The 14,593-nt window shown below is 70.1% G+C and carries 15 protein-coding genes and 1 other RNA gene; 11 read left to right on the plus strand and 5 right to left on the minus strand.

The annotated features are described in order from the left end of the window. Window positions 1-103 precede the first annotated feature (103 nt). The 3 genes from epsC to msrA form a co-directional block, all read right to left on the minus strand. On the minus strand, window positions 104-688 hold the full coding sequence (gene epsC, locus IE157_RS05690) for a serine O-acetyltransferase EpsC (protein ID WP_035961303.1): 585 nt from the start codon (window positions 686-688) through the stop codon (window positions 104-106). A 118-nt stretch (window positions 689-806) separates the two neighbouring features. Beyond that, window positions 807-1,742, minus strand: coding sequence for a cysteine synthase A (gene cysK / locus IE157_RS05695; protein WP_144996844.1), 936 nt, complete (start codon window positions 1,740-1,742; stop codon window positions 807-809). 95 nt (window positions 1,743-1,837) lie between these two features. After that, window positions 1,838-2,377: a peptide-methionine (S)-S-oxide reductase MsrA gene (msrA, locus tag IE157_RS05700; protein WP_193519406.1), complete on the minus strand. Its 540-nt coding sequence runs from the start codon at window positions 2,375-2,377 to the stop codon at window positions 1,838-1,840. A gap of 70 nt (window positions 2,378-2,447) precedes the next feature. Here msrA and IE157_RS05705 point away from each other — a divergent pair, with 70 nt between their 5' ends. From IE157_RS05705 to IE157_RS05720, 4 genes are all read left to right on the plus strand, one after another. Beyond that, entirely contained in the window at window positions 2,448-3,329 is an 882-nt protein-coding gene (locus IE157_RS05705) for a Nif3-like dinuclear metal center hexameric protein (RefSeq protein WP_193519407.1), read from the plus strand. Window positions 3,330-3,382: 53 nt separating this feature from the next. Continuing rightward, window positions 3,383-4,111: a zinc ribbon domain-containing protein gene (locus tag IE157_RS05710; RefSeq protein WP_193519408.1), complete on the plus strand. Its 729-nt coding sequence runs from the start codon at window positions 3,383-3,385 to the stop codon at window positions 4,109-4,111. 140 nt (window positions 4,112-4,251) lie between these two features. After that, an RNA gene (gene rnpB, locus IE157_RS05715) (RNase P RNA component class A) lies at window positions 4,252-4,630 on the plus strand. 14 nt (window positions 4,631-4,644) lie between these two features. Further along, window positions 4,645-5,421, plus strand: a complete 777-nt coding sequence (locus IE157_RS05720; RefSeq protein ID WP_193519409.1) for a YaaA family protein — start codon at window positions 4,645-4,647, stop codon at window positions 5,419-5,421. Window positions 5,422-5,525: 104 nt separating this feature from the next. Here IE157_RS05720 and def read toward each other — a convergent pair whose 3' ends face one another. Further along, the gene (def, locus tag IE157_RS05725; protein WP_193519410.1) at window positions 5,526-6,095 is read right to left on the minus strand and encodes a peptide deformylase; all 570 of its coding nucleotides are present in this window, start codon (window positions 6,093-6,095) and stop codon (window positions 5,526-5,528) included. A gap of 125 nt (window positions 6,096-6,220) precedes the next feature. Here def and IE157_RS05730 point away from each other — a divergent pair, with 125 nt between their 5' ends. The 7 genes from IE157_RS05730 to IE157_RS05760 all read left to right on the plus strand — a co-directional run bounded on the left by IE157_RS05730 (window position 6,221) and on the right by IE157_RS05760 (window position 13,436). Further along, the gene (locus IE157_RS05730; protein WP_193519411.1) at window positions 6,221-7,429 is read left to right on the plus strand and encodes a glycosyltransferase family 4 protein; all 1,209 of its coding nucleotides are present in this window, start codon (window positions 6,221-6,223) and stop codon (window positions 7,427-7,429) included. Beyond that, window positions 7,426-8,487: a glycosyltransferase gene (locus IE157_RS05735; protein ID WP_193519412.1), complete on the plus strand. Its 1,062-nt coding sequence runs from the start codon at window positions 7,426-7,428 to the stop codon at window positions 8,485-8,487. The genes IE157_RS05730 and IE157_RS05735 overlap by 4 nt, the downstream gene beginning before the upstream one ends. After that, window positions 8,484-9,560, plus strand: a complete 1,077-nt coding sequence (locus IE157_RS05740) for a glycosyltransferase (RefSeq protein WP_193519413.1) — start codon at window positions 8,484-8,486, stop codon at window positions 9,558-9,560. The genes IE157_RS05735 and IE157_RS05740 overlap by 4 nt, the downstream gene beginning before the upstream one ends. Next, window positions 9,557-10,405: a glycosyltransferase family 2 protein gene (locus IE157_RS05745; protein WP_193519414.1), complete on the plus strand. Its 849-nt coding sequence runs from the start codon at window positions 9,557-9,559 to the stop codon at window positions 10,403-10,405. The genes IE157_RS05740 and IE157_RS05745 overlap by 4 nt, the downstream gene beginning before the upstream one ends. Before the next feature lie 21 nt (window positions 10,406-10,426). Then, a complete protein-coding gene (locus IE157_RS05750; protein WP_085105935.1) occupies window positions 10,427-11,080 on the plus strand; it encodes a response regulator transcription factor in 654 nt (217 codons plus the stop codon). Window positions 11,081-11,164: 84 nt separating this feature from the next. Then, entirely contained in the window at window positions 11,165-12,073 is a 909-nt protein-coding gene (locus IE157_RS05755) for an SDR family oxidoreductase (RefSeq protein WP_193519415.1), read from the plus strand. A gap of 115 nt (window positions 12,074-12,188) precedes the next feature. Beyond that, complete coding sequence (locus IE157_RS05760) at window positions 12,189-13,436, plus strand: APC family permease (protein ID WP_098054545.1); 1,248 nt, start codon at window positions 12,189-12,191, stop codon at window positions 13,434-13,436. A gap of 139 nt (window positions 13,437-13,575) precedes the next feature. Here the strand turns inward: IE157_RS05760 and IE157_RS05765 are convergent, their stop codons facing one another. Further along, a complete protein-coding gene (locus IE157_RS05765; protein ID WP_064845157.1) occupies window positions 13,576-14,511 on the minus strand; it encodes an SDR family NAD(P)-dependent oxidoreductase in 936 nt (311 codons plus the stop codon). Between the last annotated feature and the right edge of the window lie 82 nt (window positions 14,512-14,593).

Here is a 14,593-nt window from a genome sequence, read left to right on the forward strand (position 1 = left end):
TGAACCGTCGACCGCTCCCGAGACAGGGGGTGGTAGCGAGAACGGGCCGGGCCCCCACGTGGAGACCCGGCCCGTTCTCGTCGAACCCGTCAGGTAGTCAGCTTCAGATCCACATCGCGGGATCGATGTAGGTCGCGGGGTCCACGAGCGGTTCCTGCTTCTCCGGGGTGCGCCGGCGCACCTTGCCGGGGATGCCGGTCACGATCGAGTCCTCGGGGACGTCCTTGACCACCACGGCATTGGCGCCCACGGAGGAATCATGGCCCACGGTCAGGGGACCCAGGATCTTGGCACCGGCACCGATGGTCACGCGGTCCTGGATCGTGGGGTGACGCTTGACGGGTTCCAAGGAGCGACCACCGAGGGTCACGCCGTGATAGATCATCACGTCGTCACCGATCTCCGCGGTCTCACCGATCACCACACCCATGCCATGGTCGATGAAGAAGCGCCGACCGATCGTGGCGCCCGGGTGGATCTCCACGCCCGTGGCCCAGCGGGCGAGCTGGGACACGGTGCGCGCCAGCAACCGGCGGTCCGGGTTGCGCCACAACCGGTGGGACAACCTGTGGGCCCAAATGGCGTGCAGCCCCGAGTAGTTCAGAGCGATCTCCAGGTTGGACCGCGCCGCGGGGTCGTGCGTCCGAGCCGTGTCGAGGTCCTCGTTGAGTCTGCGCCAGAAGCTCACGTGTGTTTCCTCTTCCGTGGTGTGCCGGGGTGGGCCGCCCGCCGTGAAGAACGGGTGCCCGGGGTGCGCCTCACTTGTGGTGCGCATCCCGGACACCCGCACGGTCGGGTCGAGTGGATCAGCCCCGGATGTCTTCGTACAGGATCGTGGAGATGTAGCGCTCACCGAAATCGCACACCACGGCGACGATGAGCTTGTCCCGGTTCTCCTCCTTGGCGGCCTCTTGCAGGGCGGCCCACACGATGGCGCCCGAGGAGATGCCGCCCAGGATGCCTTCCTGGGTGCCGAGCTCGCGGGCGTACTTCACGGAGTTCTCCACGGTGACGTCGTAGACGTCGTCGTAGATCTCACGGTCGAGCACGTCCGGGACGAAGTTCGCGCCGAGACCCTGGATCTTGTGGGGGCCGGCCTTGCCCTCGGTCAGCAGCGGGGAGTCGGAGGGCTCCACGGCCACGAGCCGGATGTCCGGCTTCTGCTCGCGCAGGTACTTGCCGGCGCCGGAGATGGTCCCGCCCGTGCCGATACCGGCCACGAAGACGTCCACGGCGCCGTCGGAGTCGTTCCAGATCTCGGGGCCCGTGGTCTCGTAGTGCACCTGGGGGTTGGCCGGGTTGGCGAACTGGCTCGCGAGGACCGCGTTGTCCGAGGAGTCCACGATCTCCTGGGCCTTGTCCACGGCGCCGCGCATGCCGTCGGCACCCGGGGTCAGCACGATCTCCGCACCGTAGGCGCGCAGCATGACCCGGCGCTCGGTGGACATGGTCTCGGGCATGGTCAGGATGACCTTGTACCCGCGGGCAGCACCCACCATGGCCAGGGCGATGCCCGTGTTACCGGAGGTGCCCTCCACGATCGTCCCACCGGGCTTGAGCTGGCCGGAGGCCTCGGCGGCATCCACGATGGCCTTGCCGATCCGGTCCTTCACGGAGTTGGCGGGGTTGTAGAACTCGAGCTTCACGGCCACGTTGCCGGGGAGGTCCTTGTCAAGGTGGTTCAGGCGGACGAGGGGAGTGCCTCCCACGACCTCGGTGACGTCGTTGTAGATCTTGCCCATGACATGTCTCCTGTTCAGTCGGTCCGCGGGGCATGGCGCACGTGCCGGTCCCCGCACAGAATCTTTCCCAGCGTATCGGTGGCCCGGGTGGCGGCTCAGTCGTTCAGCCACACGGCGTAATGTTGGCGCACCTTCGCGAGCTTGGGGTTGATGATCACTTGGCAGTAGCCGTTGAATGGTTGGTTCCCGTAGAAGTCCTGGTGGAAGTCCTCTGCCTCGTACACGGGCCCGAGCGGCTCGATGGTGGTCACCACGGGATCGTCGAACAGGGTCTGCGCCCGGGAGATCGCGGCCTCGAAGAGGCGCCGTTGCTCGTCGTCGGCGGGGAACATGGCGGAGCGGTACTGCGTGCCCACGTCGTAGCCCTGGCGGTTGAGCGTAGTGGGGTCGTGGCCCGTGAAGAACAGGTCCAGAATCACGTCGGCGGGAACCACGGAGGGATCGAACGTGACCTCCACGGCCTCGGCGTGGTCCGTGGTGCCCGAGCACACGGACTCGTAGTCGGGGTGGTCCGTGTGCCCTCCCGTGTACACACTGCGCACCCTCTGCACGCCGCGCACCCTGCGATAGACGGCGTCCAGGCACCAGAAGCAGCCACCGGCCAGCACGAACGTCTGCGGTGTCGATGAAGTCATGCCCAGTACAACGCGTGACGCGCCAGAAGATTCCCGCCGCTCGCCCAGCGCGAACTCCTAGGATGAGGCCATGAGCACCGAACGCCCGTCCGACGCCCCGCCCACGCTCGAGGACGTGCTCGCCGCCGCGGACACTCTGTGGCCCTTCCCGTTGCAGGAGGACTGGGACGCGTCCGGGCTCGTCACGGGGCGGGCGGAGCAGCCGATCCGGCGGATCCACTTCGCGGTGGATCCCGTGGCCGCCGTGGTGGACGAGGCCGTCTCCAGGGACGCGGACCTGTTGCTGACCCACCACCCGCTGTTGCTGCGCGGGGTCACGTCGGTGGCCGCGCACATGTTCAAGGGCCGCGCGATCCACGACCTCATCGAGAACCGCTGCGCCCTGCTGTGTTGCCACACGAACGCGGACTCCGCGCGCCGGGGCGTGTCGGACGCGCTGATCGCGGCGTGCGGTGTCTCTCCCGACGACGCCGCTCCGCTCGTCCCGCACGACATGGACCCCCGCGTGGGGCTGGGTCGGGTGGGGACCCTGACCACGCCGGTGACGCTGCGCGAACTCGCGGACCGACTCGCGCAGCGGATCCCGCCCACGGCGCAGGGCCTGCGCGTGGCCGGCGATCCCGAGCGACCCGTGAGCACCGTGGCGGTGTGCGGGGGCTCCGGGGACTCCCTCTTCGACGAGGTCCGGGCCCACGGGGCGGACGTGTTCGTGACCGCGGACCTGCGCCACCACCCGGCCTCCGAAGCGCGGGAAGCCGCCCTGGGCCCCGGGGGATCGGGCACACCGGCCCTGATCGACGCCGCCCACTCCGCGAGCGAGGCCCTGTGGTTGCCGTGGGCCGCCGAGGACCTGCGGCACGAACTCGAGCGGCGGGGATTCGCCGTGGAGACCTCCGTCAGCTCGCTGCGCACCGATCCGTGGGACTTCCGGATCGACACGCCCGGGACCTGAAGCACACGCGGACCTGCCACCGCACTCAACCAGCCGCACCCCAGGAGAACGCCATGACCTCGCCCCGCTCGGCCCTTCCCGCCCTGTTGGAACTCCAGTCCGTGGACTCCCGGTTGCTCACCGTGATGGCCCGGGCCAAGGAGTTACAGACCTCCGAGCGGGTGGCTTCCCTCATGGCCCGGCGGACGCAGGCGATCGCGGCGGCCCGCGCCCTCGAGACCGCCCAGCAGGAGGCCGAGCGGGCGGTGGCCGAGGCGGAGCTGGAGGTCACCCGGATCCAGGACCGGATCGACAAGGACACCGAGCGGCTCAACCACGGCGGCTCCGCCAAGGACCTCATGGGCATCCAGCACGAGATCGACACCCTCACCGCGCAGCGCGGACGGGCCGAGGACGCGCAGTTGCAGGCCATGGACCACGCCGAGGAGGTCACCGCGGACCGGGACCGGAAGCTGCCCCTGTTGCGCGCCGCGGACGCTGAGGCCCGCGCGGCGGTGGCCGAGCGGGACGCGGAGCTGTCCCGGCTCAAAGAGGAGCACGCGCGGCTGACCGCGGAGCGCTCCACGCGTGTATCGGAGTTCACTGATCCCGCCCTGCTGAGCCGCTACGACGGCCTGCGCACCGCCCGCGGGGGAGGCCGGATCGCCGTCGCACGCTTCGAGACCGGAACGTGCGGGGCGTGCGGCACCCGGTTGAGCCCCGCCGACGCCGCGACGCTGACGAATACTCCCCAGCAGATCGTGCCGCAGTGCCCCGAGTGTTCCGCACTGCTGCTGGTGTGAGCCCGGGTTCGCGCGCGTCCGGTCCTGAACTGCGCGGCCCGCTCCTCGTTGGCCGCTCGCATTGACTCGGGTGCCTCGCGCTAGGGGTGCCAGGCGCTGAGCGTCGGGTGGCCCGGCGGCGCGGTAGGATCGACAGCGGACAGGTGGGCCGGGCGACCGCGCGGCGTCGTCGTGAAGGACGGCGTCTCGAGGAAAGTCCGGGCTCCGCAGAGCAGGACGGTGGGTAACACCCACTCGGGGTAACCCGCAGGACAGTGCCACAGAAAACAGACCGCCCGCCGCGAGCGGGTCAGGGTGAAAAGGTGGTGTAAGAGACCACCAGCGCGCCGGGTGACCGGCGCGGCTCGGTAAACCCCGTCCGGAGCAAGGCCATGCAGGGCGCGTTCGAGGGCTGCTCGCCCGAGCGTCCGGGTAGGCTGCTCGAGCCGTGCGGCAACGCACGGTCTAGATGGATGGTCGTCACCGCGGTGCGGGTAACCGCCCGCGGCACAGAACCCGGCTCACAGGCCCACCTGTCCCTCTACACTCGTGGGGTGCTGATTCTGCTGCCTCCCTCCGAGTCCAAGACCGCGCCCGCGACCGGGAATCCCGTCATGCCCGCCGAACTCAGCTTCCCCGAGCTCTCACGTGATCGCGCAGTGTTGGCAGAGCACCTCGCCGAGGTCAGCGAACGCCCGGACGCCCTAGAGATCCTGGGTGTGGGGCCGTCGCTCGCGGACGACGTCGCCCGCAACCGTGAACTCGCGACCGCACCTGCCGCGCTCGCCCCCGACGTCTATGCGGGGGTGCTCTACGACGCGCTGGATGTCAGCTCCCTCGCCCCCGAGGCCCGCGAGGTCGCCGATGCGTCGCTGCTCGTGATCTCCGCACTGTGGGGCGCGGTGCGACCCACCGACCGCATTCCCGCCTACCGCCTGAGTATGGGGACCGCGCTGCCGGACACCGGCAAGCTCGGTGCGTGGTGGAAACCGCGATTGACCCCGGTGCTGAACGCGCTCGCCGCCGACGGCGTGATCGTGGACTGTCGCTCGGCGGCCTACGCCGCGGCGTGGAAACCTCCCGCCGCGCGGACCGTTACGGTACGGGTCGAGCAGCTCAAGCCGGACGGGAGCCGGTCCGTGGTGTCACATCACGCCAAACACACGCGGGGACTCGTGGCCCGTGCGCTGTGCGAGATCGGGGGAGCGGGGCGTCCGCTGGACACCGTGGGGCAGGTGAGCGCGGCGCTGGCCGAGAGGTTCACGGTGGAACTGACCGAACCCACGACCCGCACGGCGGGCACGCTCACGATCGTGTTGGATCCGCAGTAACCAAGCCGCGCTAAGCCACGGGCAGCAACCGGCTCGCCTGACGAGGGCGCTGAGACGGGGCCTGCCGCCACGGCGCGTCCGTGATGCGGGATCCCCTCAGCGGGTCAGTGCCCGAACGGGTCCTCGTCCACACCGGGCAGCCACGTCGAATCCGTGCCCCACTGTTCCGCGGAGATGGCCTTGCGGGCCTTCTTGGACCACTTGCGGTTGAGCCGGTCCACGTACAGCTTCCCGTCCAGGTGGTCGTATTCGTGCTGCATGACCCGGGCGAACCAGCCGTTGGCCTCGAACGCCACGGGGTCCCCGTTCTCGTCCTGCCCGGCGATCCGCACCCAGTCCGCCCGCTTGAGGGGCCAGGACTGGCCGGGCACCGAGAGGCATCCCTCGGCCTCGTCGTCCGGGTCCGGGGCGGTCTCGGAGATCCGCCCGGTGCTCAGGACGGGGTTCACAAGCGTGCCGCGCGGGGGCACACCGTCCTCGTTCTCGAAGATGTAGGTGAAGATCCGCAGCCCCACCCCGATCTGCGGCGCCGCCAGACCCACGCCGTGGGACGCGTCCATGGTCTCATGCATGTCCGCCACGAGCTCGCGCAGGGCGTCGTCGAAGTTGGTCACCCGGGCCGCGGGGCGATGCAGCACGGGGTTACCGGAGATCACAATGGGACGGACGGTCATGCGGAGAGCACCTCGGGATTCACGGGTGGACGTCATATGTGGGCGTGGTCCCTGGACCCACGCCGCGCGGCCGCGCGGAGGGCGGGCGGACGGAGGACAATATATCGTGTCCCTGACCATCAGTAATGTGTGTATCGTCGCCGGGGGCCGTGCACACAACCGGCTCAGGCGCCGGATCCCGCGCCGTTCCCGGTCCGCACAGCCAGCGGGCGTCCCATCCGTTCACGTCAGTTCTGCGCAGGAGGTCACATCGAGTGAGGGTCGCGTCCCTACCCCACGGTCACGTGTACGTCGAGCACCTCAGTGACCCCGGCGCCGTGCAGCCCGTCCACCGGTTGCCGGACCCCGCGCCCGCACACCCGGTCCCCGGAGCTCCGTGGTGGCCCCTCGTGATGCTGAGCGAGGCCTGGATCCGGCGGCACGCACACGAGTTCGACATCTACCACCTGCACTTCGGGTTCGACCAGACCTCACCCGCGGAGCTGCGACGGATCGTGGACACCCTGCACGAGCTGGGCAAACCGTTCGTCTACACGGTGCACGATTTGCGCAACCCCCACCAGACGGACCCCGCTGCCCAGGACGCCGCCCTGGACGTGCTGATCCCGGCCGCCGACGAACTGATTACCCTGACCGACGGCGCCGCACGCGTGATCGAGCGGCGCTGGGGCCGCCGGGCCACGGTCATCCCGCACCCGCACCTGCTCCCGCTAGACCGGTGGCGCGATCACGCGCCCGTGGGATCCGTACCCGTGGTGGGACTCAACCTCAAGAGCATGCGGGCGAACATGAACCCCCTGCCGGTGGCGCGCGTGCTGCTCGAATGCGCGTCCCGCGGGGAGATCCGGTTGCAGCTCGACGTCCACACAGACGTGGTCACCCGGGGCACCCCGCACCACGACCCCGTGGTGAGTCACCTACTGGAGACCGCGCGTCGGACACACAACGTTCAGGTCAACGTCCACGAGTTCTACACCGACGAGCAATTGTGGGAGTACCTGCGCGGGCTCGATCTCTCGGTGCTCGCGTACCGCTTCGGCACCCATTCCGGGTGGCTCGAACTGTGCTACGACCTGGGCACCCATGTCCTGGCGCCGTCCGTGGGGTTCTACCACGAGCAGCATCCGGGTGTGCTGCGCTTCGACTGGGGCCGGGACGGTCAGCCGGACGCCGATCAGATCCGGGAAGCGCTCGCGGGTCTGCGCGGGAACGCGCCCTGGCAGGCGAGCGCCCTGGAACGCACCCAACAACGACGTCGCATCGCCGCAGCCCACGCCGAGGTCTACCGCCGCGCCGTCGTGGTCCGGGAGGCCGGGAAAGGGGACGCCGCATGAAGGTGGCACTGCTCGCGCACGACCGGTTCCCGATCGCCCCGCCGTTCTCCGGGGGTCTCGAGTCCTTCACATGGCACCTGGCCCGCGGGCTCAAGTGCCGCGGGATGGAGGTGGTGGTCTTCGCCGCGCCGGGTTCCGACCCCGAGCTCGGGGTCGAGGAACTGGACGTGGAACCGCTCGTGCTCAGCGACGAGGCGCGCAACGACGTCGCCATGCCACCGGAGGCGCAGGTGCGGGAGACCTTCTCGTACCTGCAGGTCATGCGGGACTTCGCACGCCGCCCGGACATCGACGTGGTGCACAACAATTCGCTGCACTTCCTGCCCATCGTGATGTCCCCGGCCATCCCACAACCTCTGTTGACCACCCTTCACACCCCGGCCACCCCGTGGCTCGAACCCGCGCTGCGTCTCACGCCCACGGCACCCACGGTGGCCGTGAGCGATTCGGTGGCCCAGATGTGGAGCAAGGTCACGCCCGCCCGCGTGATCCGCAACGGCGTGGACCCGCACGAGTGGCGGCCGGGACCCGGCGGGGATGCCCTCGTGTGGTCCGGGCGCGTGGTCCCGGAGAAGGCCCCGCACATCGCGGCGCTGATCGCGAGCAAGGCCGGGTGGAAACTGCGGATCGCCGGGCCCATCGCGGATCGGCACTACTTCGAGGCGCGGCTGAAGCCGTTGCTCAACGAGGACATCACCTACGTGGGTCACCTGGACACGCAGCAGCTGCGCACCCTGGTGGGCAATAGCGCCGCGAGCCTCGTGACGCCCGCATGGGAGGAGCCCTACGGCCTCGTGGCCGCGGAGGCCATGGCGTGCGGCACGCCCGTGCTCGCGGTGGCCCGCGGCGGCCTGAGCGAGATCGTGCGCGATCCCGGTGGGCACACGTCCCAGCCCGGGGCGAGCGAGGTGGAGACGGTGGCGTCCGCGGTCGCGGAGCTGCCCCGCGTGGTGGCCCTGGACCGCACCAGGGTGCGCCACTACGCGCTCGAGCACTGTTCCCTCAACGTCACCGTGGACGCCTACGCCGCGCTCTACCGGGAACTGGTGAGCGCGTGATTGGGTACTACATCCACCACCAGGGCCTGGGCCACCGCAACCGGGCCACCCAGATCGCCCGGGAACTCACGGTGCCCGTGACGGGGTTCAGTTCCCTGGAGCGCCCGGAGGCGTGGCCCGGCGAGTGGGTCCAGCTGCCCCCCGATGTCGCCCAGGACCCCGTGGACCCCACCGCCAACGACGTGCTGCACTGGGCGCCTCTCGAGCATCCCGGGTACCGGGAACGCATGGGTCTCATGGCGCAGCGCCTGCGCTCGGATGTGGAACTCATGGTCACGGACACCTCCGCGGAGGTCACCCTGCTCGCGCGTCTGCTGGGTGTGCCCACCGTGGTCATGGCCATGCGGGGGGATCGCACCGACCGCACCCACCGTGCGGCGTACGACGCCGCGACCGCTCTGATCGCGCCGTGGTCCCGGGAGACCGCGGAGACCTATTGGCCCGAGGAATGGACCCGTAAGACCACGTTCACGGGGGCCATCTCCCGCTTCGACGTCCCCGTGCGGGTGCCGGGCTCCTCCGCCGAGCACGTTCCCGGCGCGTACTCTTCCGGCGAACCAGCTCCCGGTGAGCGCACCGCGACGCGAGGTGCGAGCGGGAGTGGCGCGAGCGACGTCGGCGGCCAACGCGTCCTGGTGGTCTGGGGCCGCGGCGGGACCGATGTGGGGGACACCGAGATCGAGGCGGCTCGCGCGGCGACCCCCGGGTGGTCGTGGACCGTGCGCTCGCCGGAGAACCCCTCCCCGGACCTGTGGCGCGAACTGCACGAGGCGGACGTCGTCGTCTCCCACGGGGGCAACAACGCCGTGGCGGAGCTGTCCGCGGCGCACTCGCGCGCCGTCGTCGTCGCCCAGCCGCGACCGCACGACGAGCAAGCCGCCACGGCCGCCGCGCTCGAGCGCGCGGGAATCTGCGTGGGCCTGCAGCACTGGCCCGCCGCCGCCGCGTGGCCCCGGTTGCTCGCACGTGCCCGGCAACTCGGCGGCTCCCGCTGGGACGCGTGGCGCCATGGCGACGGCGCATACCGTGCGGCGCGCGCGCTCGAGGACCTGCTGCACGGGGTCACGTCGTGACGGCCGCTGCCCTGATCACGATCGTGAGCGGACGGCACACCCACCTGCGGCGGCAACGGGACTGGGTGGCCGCGCAGAGCGAACCCCCGATCACCCATGTGGTCGTGAGCATGGGCGATCCCGGGATCCGCGGAGTGCTCGAGCAACGGCCGGAACTGCCCACCGACCTCGTGGAACTGCCGCCGGCCGCCGAACTGCCATTGGCCGCCGCGCGCAATGCCGGCGTGGCACGCGCGGAGCAGCTGGGCGCGGACACCGTGGTGCTACTGGACGTGGACTGCCTTCCCCACCGTGACCTGATGGCCGATTACACGCGCGCCCTCGAGCGGCTCGCAGACCAGCGCGCCGTGGTGAGCGGGCGCGTGCAGTACCTCCCGGAGGGAATGACCGAGGCCGATTACACGCCCGAGGGCGTCGCCCGCGCGGGACGGGATCACGCCGCCCGCGTGCTGCCGGAGCCCGGGGAACTGGTCGAGGGCGACCCCCGGATGCTGTGGTCGCTGACGATGGCGACCACGGTACGGACGTGGCATGCGGCGGCCGGATTCGACGAGCGCTACGTGGGCTACGGGGGCGAGGACACGGATTTCGGTCAGCGCCTGGCCGCGAGCGGGGGGAGCCTGTGGTGGCTCGGCGGAGCCGCCGCGTACCACCAGTACCACCCGACCCAGTCACCGCCCGTCCAGCACGCCGCGGCGATCGCCCGCAACGCCAACCTCTTCCGCCGTACGTGGGGGTTCGACCCCATGGAGGGGTGGCTGCGGGAACTCGGCAACTTGGGGGTCTTGACACGCGCAGGGGAGGACTGGCACGTCTTCGAACAGGGTTCGACCGATGATGCGTGAGCATACGATTATGCTCGGGGTGTGAGTTCCGAACGCCCTGTCATCACCCTGGCCCTGATCAACGACTATCCCGTGGTCCTCCAGGGTGTGGCGAGTATGCTGCAGGGTCATCCGCGCCTGCGGGTCGTGGAACTCGATTCCGGGTGTCTGCCGCACACGGACGCGGACGTGGTGCTCTATGACGCGTTCGCCGCGAAGGACCGTGGCACCCATGACGTGATGCGCCTACTGGATGACCCCCACTGCCTCAAGGTCGTGATGTACACGTGGCACGTGCGCGCCGAGCACGTTGACGAAGCACTCGATCTGGGCATACACGGTTATCTCTCCAAGGAGCTCACCGCGGACGAACTCGCGGACGCCCTCGTGCGCGTGCACGAGGGGGAGCGCGTGGTGGCCCCCGAACCAGTGCGGGAGGACATCACCTTGCCGGACTGGCCCGGCCGGCCCGAGGGGCTCTCCGCGCGTGAGGCGGAGGTGATCGCGCTGATCACCCAGGGGTTCACCAATGACGAAATCGCCCGGCACTGCTACCTCAGCATCAACTCCGTGAAGTCCTACATCCGTTCCGCCTACCGCAAGATGGGCGTGGAGCGACGCAGTCAGGCCGTGTTGTGGGGTGTCCAGCACGGGATGGATCCCACGGGTCAGCAGCAGCGCACGACCGCGGTCTAACCCGCAGAGTCATCCGGGACCGACCAGCGGTTTCATCCTCCCGGGTGGGCGACAGCCCGGGGTACGGCGGGGCACAATGGACACATGACCGAAGACAAGTACGCAGCAGCCAGGAAAGCACGGGAACTCGCCGGTGAAGAGGGCGGTTTCCCCGAGCAGGAACAGACCCCGCCCGGCCTGTCCACGGACATGCAGCCCTTCCCGGACCACGGCGAGGAGAACTGGGTGGGCCGCGGTCGCCTCGAGGGTCTCAAGGCCCTCGTGACCGGTGGCGACTCCGGCATCGGCCGCGCGGTGGCTATCGCGTTCGCCCGTGAGGGCGCGGACGTGGCCATCAATTACCTCTCGGACGAGGAATCGGACGCGCAGGACACCAAGCAGTGGATCGAGAAGGCCGGTCGCAAGGCCGTCCTGCTGCCCGCGGACCTGCGCGAGGAAGCCACCGCCCGTCAGGTCGTGGACGATGCCGCCGAGCAGCTCGGCGGCCTGGACATCCTCGTTAATAACGCGGGCTTCCAATGGGCCCGCCGTGACGGCGGTCTGCAGGGTCTGAAGACCGAGGAGATGGACCGCGTCTTCAAGACCAACCTGTACGCCCTGTTTTGGGTCTCCCAGCAGGCGCTGCAGTACCTGAAGAGTGGTTCCTCGATCATCAACGTGAGCTCCATCCAGGCCTACGACCCGTCCGAGAACTTGATCGACTACGCCTCCACCAAGGCCGCGATCAACAACTTCACGGTCAACCTGGCCAGCGAGCTGGGGAAGAAGGGGATCCGCGTCAACGCCGTGGCCCCCGGACCCATCTGGACCCCGCTGCAGCCCGCGACCAAGGCCGGCGAGAGCATGCCTCAGTTCGGGTCGGACACCCCGCTCGGCCGCGCGGGACAGCCTTCCGAGATGGCCGGGGCGTTCGTGTTCCTGGCCAGCCCGGCGGAGGCGTCCTACGTCTCCGGCACCGTGATCGGTGTGACCGGCGGCAAGCCCGTCTTCTAGGCCACCTTCGAGAGCCACGACAGACAAGTGCACATGACACCACCGTGGGCGGGACGCGATACGCGGCCCGCCCATTGGTGTGTCACGGGCACGTGATGTGAAACCCGGGAGCCTCGTGACGAATCCTTCCGCCATGCACCGCAGACTTGGCCTGACGGACGCCGTGACCATCGGGCTCGGTTCCATGATCGGCGCCGGCATTTTCGTGGTGTTCGCTCCCGCTGCGGCCTCCGCGGGCGCCTGGTTGCCGCTGGCCCTCGTGCTGGCCGCGGTCGTCGCACTGTGCAACGCACTGTCCTCGGCCCAGCTGGCCGCCCAGTACCCCGTGGCCGGCGGTAGTTACGTCTACGGTCGCGAGCGCCTCGGCCCCTGGCCGGGGTTCCTCGCCGGGTGGTGTTTCCTCACCGGTAAGACCGCGAGCTGCGCGGCCATGGCCATGACGTTCGCCGCCTACGTGGTCCCCGAGCCCTGGCAACGGCCCGTCGCTGCTCTCGCGGTGCTCGGTGTGGTCGCGGTCAACTGCTTCGGCGTGACGCGCACTGCTTCGGCCACCAAGGTGCTCGTGGGTATCGTGCTCGCGGGCCTGGCCGTGGTCCTCGTGGCCGGGCTCTTCGCCGGGTCCGGCCCCGCCGCATCAACCTTCGGTGCGGCACCGCCGGGCGGGGCGTACGGCGTCCTGCAGGCCGGGGGACTCCTGTTCTTCGCTTTCGCCGGGTACGCACGCATCGCCACCATGGGGGAGGAAGTGCGCGATCCCGCCCGGATCATCCCCCGGGCCATCGTCATCTCCCTGAGCGCGGTCCTCGTGATCTACGGCGTACTCGCGGTGCTCTCGCTGCACGTCCTCGGTCCCGAGGCCCTGTCCCGTACGACGACGCCGCTCGCGGACCTCGCCGCGGCCGCCGACTGGCCGTGGACCACGGTTGTAGTCACGATTGCGGCCGCTGCCGCCACGCTCGGGGCGCTGCTGGGGCTCACGGCGGGGATCGGTCGGACCGGCCTGGCCATGGCCCGCACGGCGGATCTGCCCGCGCCCCTCGCCGTGCTCGACGAGCGCCACGGCGTCCCGCGCCGCATCGAAATCGTGGTGGCAGCGGTGGTCGTGATCGCGGTGTTCACCATGGACGTGCGCGGGGTGGTGGGCTTCTCGTCGTTCGGGGTGCTGCTGTACTACCTCGTGGCCAACCTCAGTGCGCTCACGCAGACCGGGCCGCATCGCCGCTACCCGCGCGCGGTGTCCGTCCTGGGCACGGTGCTGTGCGTGGTCCTCGTGGTCACGCTCCCGATCGCGTCCGTGGCGGGCGGCGTCCTCGTGCTGGCGCTGGGCATCGTGTACCGAGGGATTAGGGTGCGACGGCGCTGACCCGGCTGGTGAGGGCGCGTCACGCCATGCTGCACAGCCGTCGCGAACCACGCCGCCGGGCGCTGCCGCTGCATGCCGCCGCCGCGCGCGCCGTCGTCCGGCACGGGGCGCACCGGCGAGCCGGACGACCGCGGTTCGTTCAGCGCTCGTTGTTGCGCTGTGCGGCCTTGCTGCCGAGCGTGCTCAGGGCGTTGACCACGCGGGATCCCAGGCGCTGCTTGGCGGTGGCCCCCACCACGAGATCCGTCTGCTGGGGGGACGCGGACGGGAGCACCCGGTTCACCACGCCCAACGCGCGAATCGTGAGCCCGGGGGCGATACCCCGGACTCGCTGGGCGACCTTGGGCAACCACCCCAGCAGCACGATCGGGCGTCCCGCGAGAACGCCGTCCACGATCAAGCGGGCCGCGCGGTCGGCGTTCATGGACAACACCGGCAGGGACGCGGACGGCGCGAACCACGCGTACTCGTTCTGCGACTCGCCCGTGAAGTAGGCGCGCTCGTGCGATCCCGTGCGCATGAGGCCGGGGTCGATGCTCGTGGCGGTGACGCCGGTCCCCGACAGGGACGCCGCGAGACCCTCGCTGAACCCCACCGCGCCGAACTTGGCCGTGCAGTACGGCAACAGGTGCGGCACGGAGACCAGTCCGCCCACGGACGCGATCGTGCCGATCCGGCCGCGGCCACGCTCGCGCATCCCGGGCAACACCGCGAGCGCGGTGTGCACGGGACCCATGGTCATGGTGGTCACGGCGTCCCGAAACTGCTCCACCGTGACACCCTCCACCGAGCCCACCTGGATGATCCCGGCGACCGTGATGAGCACGTCCACCGGTCCCAGATCGCGCTCCACGTCCCGCACCAAGGCCTCGACCTGGTCCGCCTCGGCGACGTCGCACACGTAGTCGTGCACCGTGCCGAACGGGGACAGCATCTCGCGCGCGCGGGCCAGCTCGGCGGCGTCGCGAGCGCACACGGCGACGTCGAAATCACGCGAGAGAAGTTCCTTGGCCACGAGCAGCCCCAGTCCACGGGAGGCTCCGGCCACGAGGGCAACCTGATGCGATGCGGTCATACGGGACACGCTACGCGGTGCGCCGCCCAGGTTCGACCCCCCCCTGCAGGGGTGGTGCCCGGGCGGGGTGATCATGCTTTAC

It is taken from the genome of Kocuria marina (genome assembly GCA_014652975.1).
GTDB lineage: Bacteria > Actinomycetota > Actinomycetes > Actinomycetales > Micrococcaceae > Kocuria > Kocuria marina.

Bases quoted from the DNA above. Each gene is read 5' to 3' on its own strand.
- cysK (WP_144996844.1), bottom strand. From the start codon at position 1,742: ATGGGCAAGATCTACAACGACGTCACCGAGGTCGTGGGAGGCACTCCC.
- msrA (WP_193519406.1), bottom strand. From the start codon at position 2,377: ATGACTTCATCGACACCGCAGACGTTCGTGCTGGCCGGTGGCTGCTTC.
- IE157_RS05705 (WP_193519407.1), top strand. From the start codon at position 2,448: ATGAGCACCGAACGCCCGTCCGACGCCCCGCCCACGCTCGAGGACGTG.
- IE157_RS05710 (WP_193519408.1), top strand. From the start codon at position 3,383: ATGACCTCGCCCCGCTCGGCCCTTCCCGCCCTGTTGGAACTCCAGTCC.
- def (WP_193519410.1), bottom strand. From the start codon at position 6,095: ATGACCGTCCGTCCCATTGTGATCTCCGGTAACCCCGTGCTGCATCGC.
- IE157_RS05730 (WP_193519411.1), top strand. From the start codon at position 6,221: ATGTGTGTATCGTCGCCGGGGGCCGTGCACACAACCGGCTCAGGCGCC.
- IE157_RS05735 (WP_193519412.1), top strand. From the start codon at position 7,426: ATGAAGGTGGCACTGCTCGCGCACGACCGGTTCCCGATCGCCCCGCCG.
- IE157_RS05755 (WP_193519415.1), top strand. From the start codon at position 11,165: ATGACCGAAGACAAGTACGCAGCAGCCAGGAAAGCACGGGAACTCGCC.
- IE157_RS05765 (WP_064845157.1), bottom strand. From the start codon at position 14,511: ATGACCGCATCGCATCAGGTTGCCCTCGTGGCCGGAGCCTCCCGTGGA.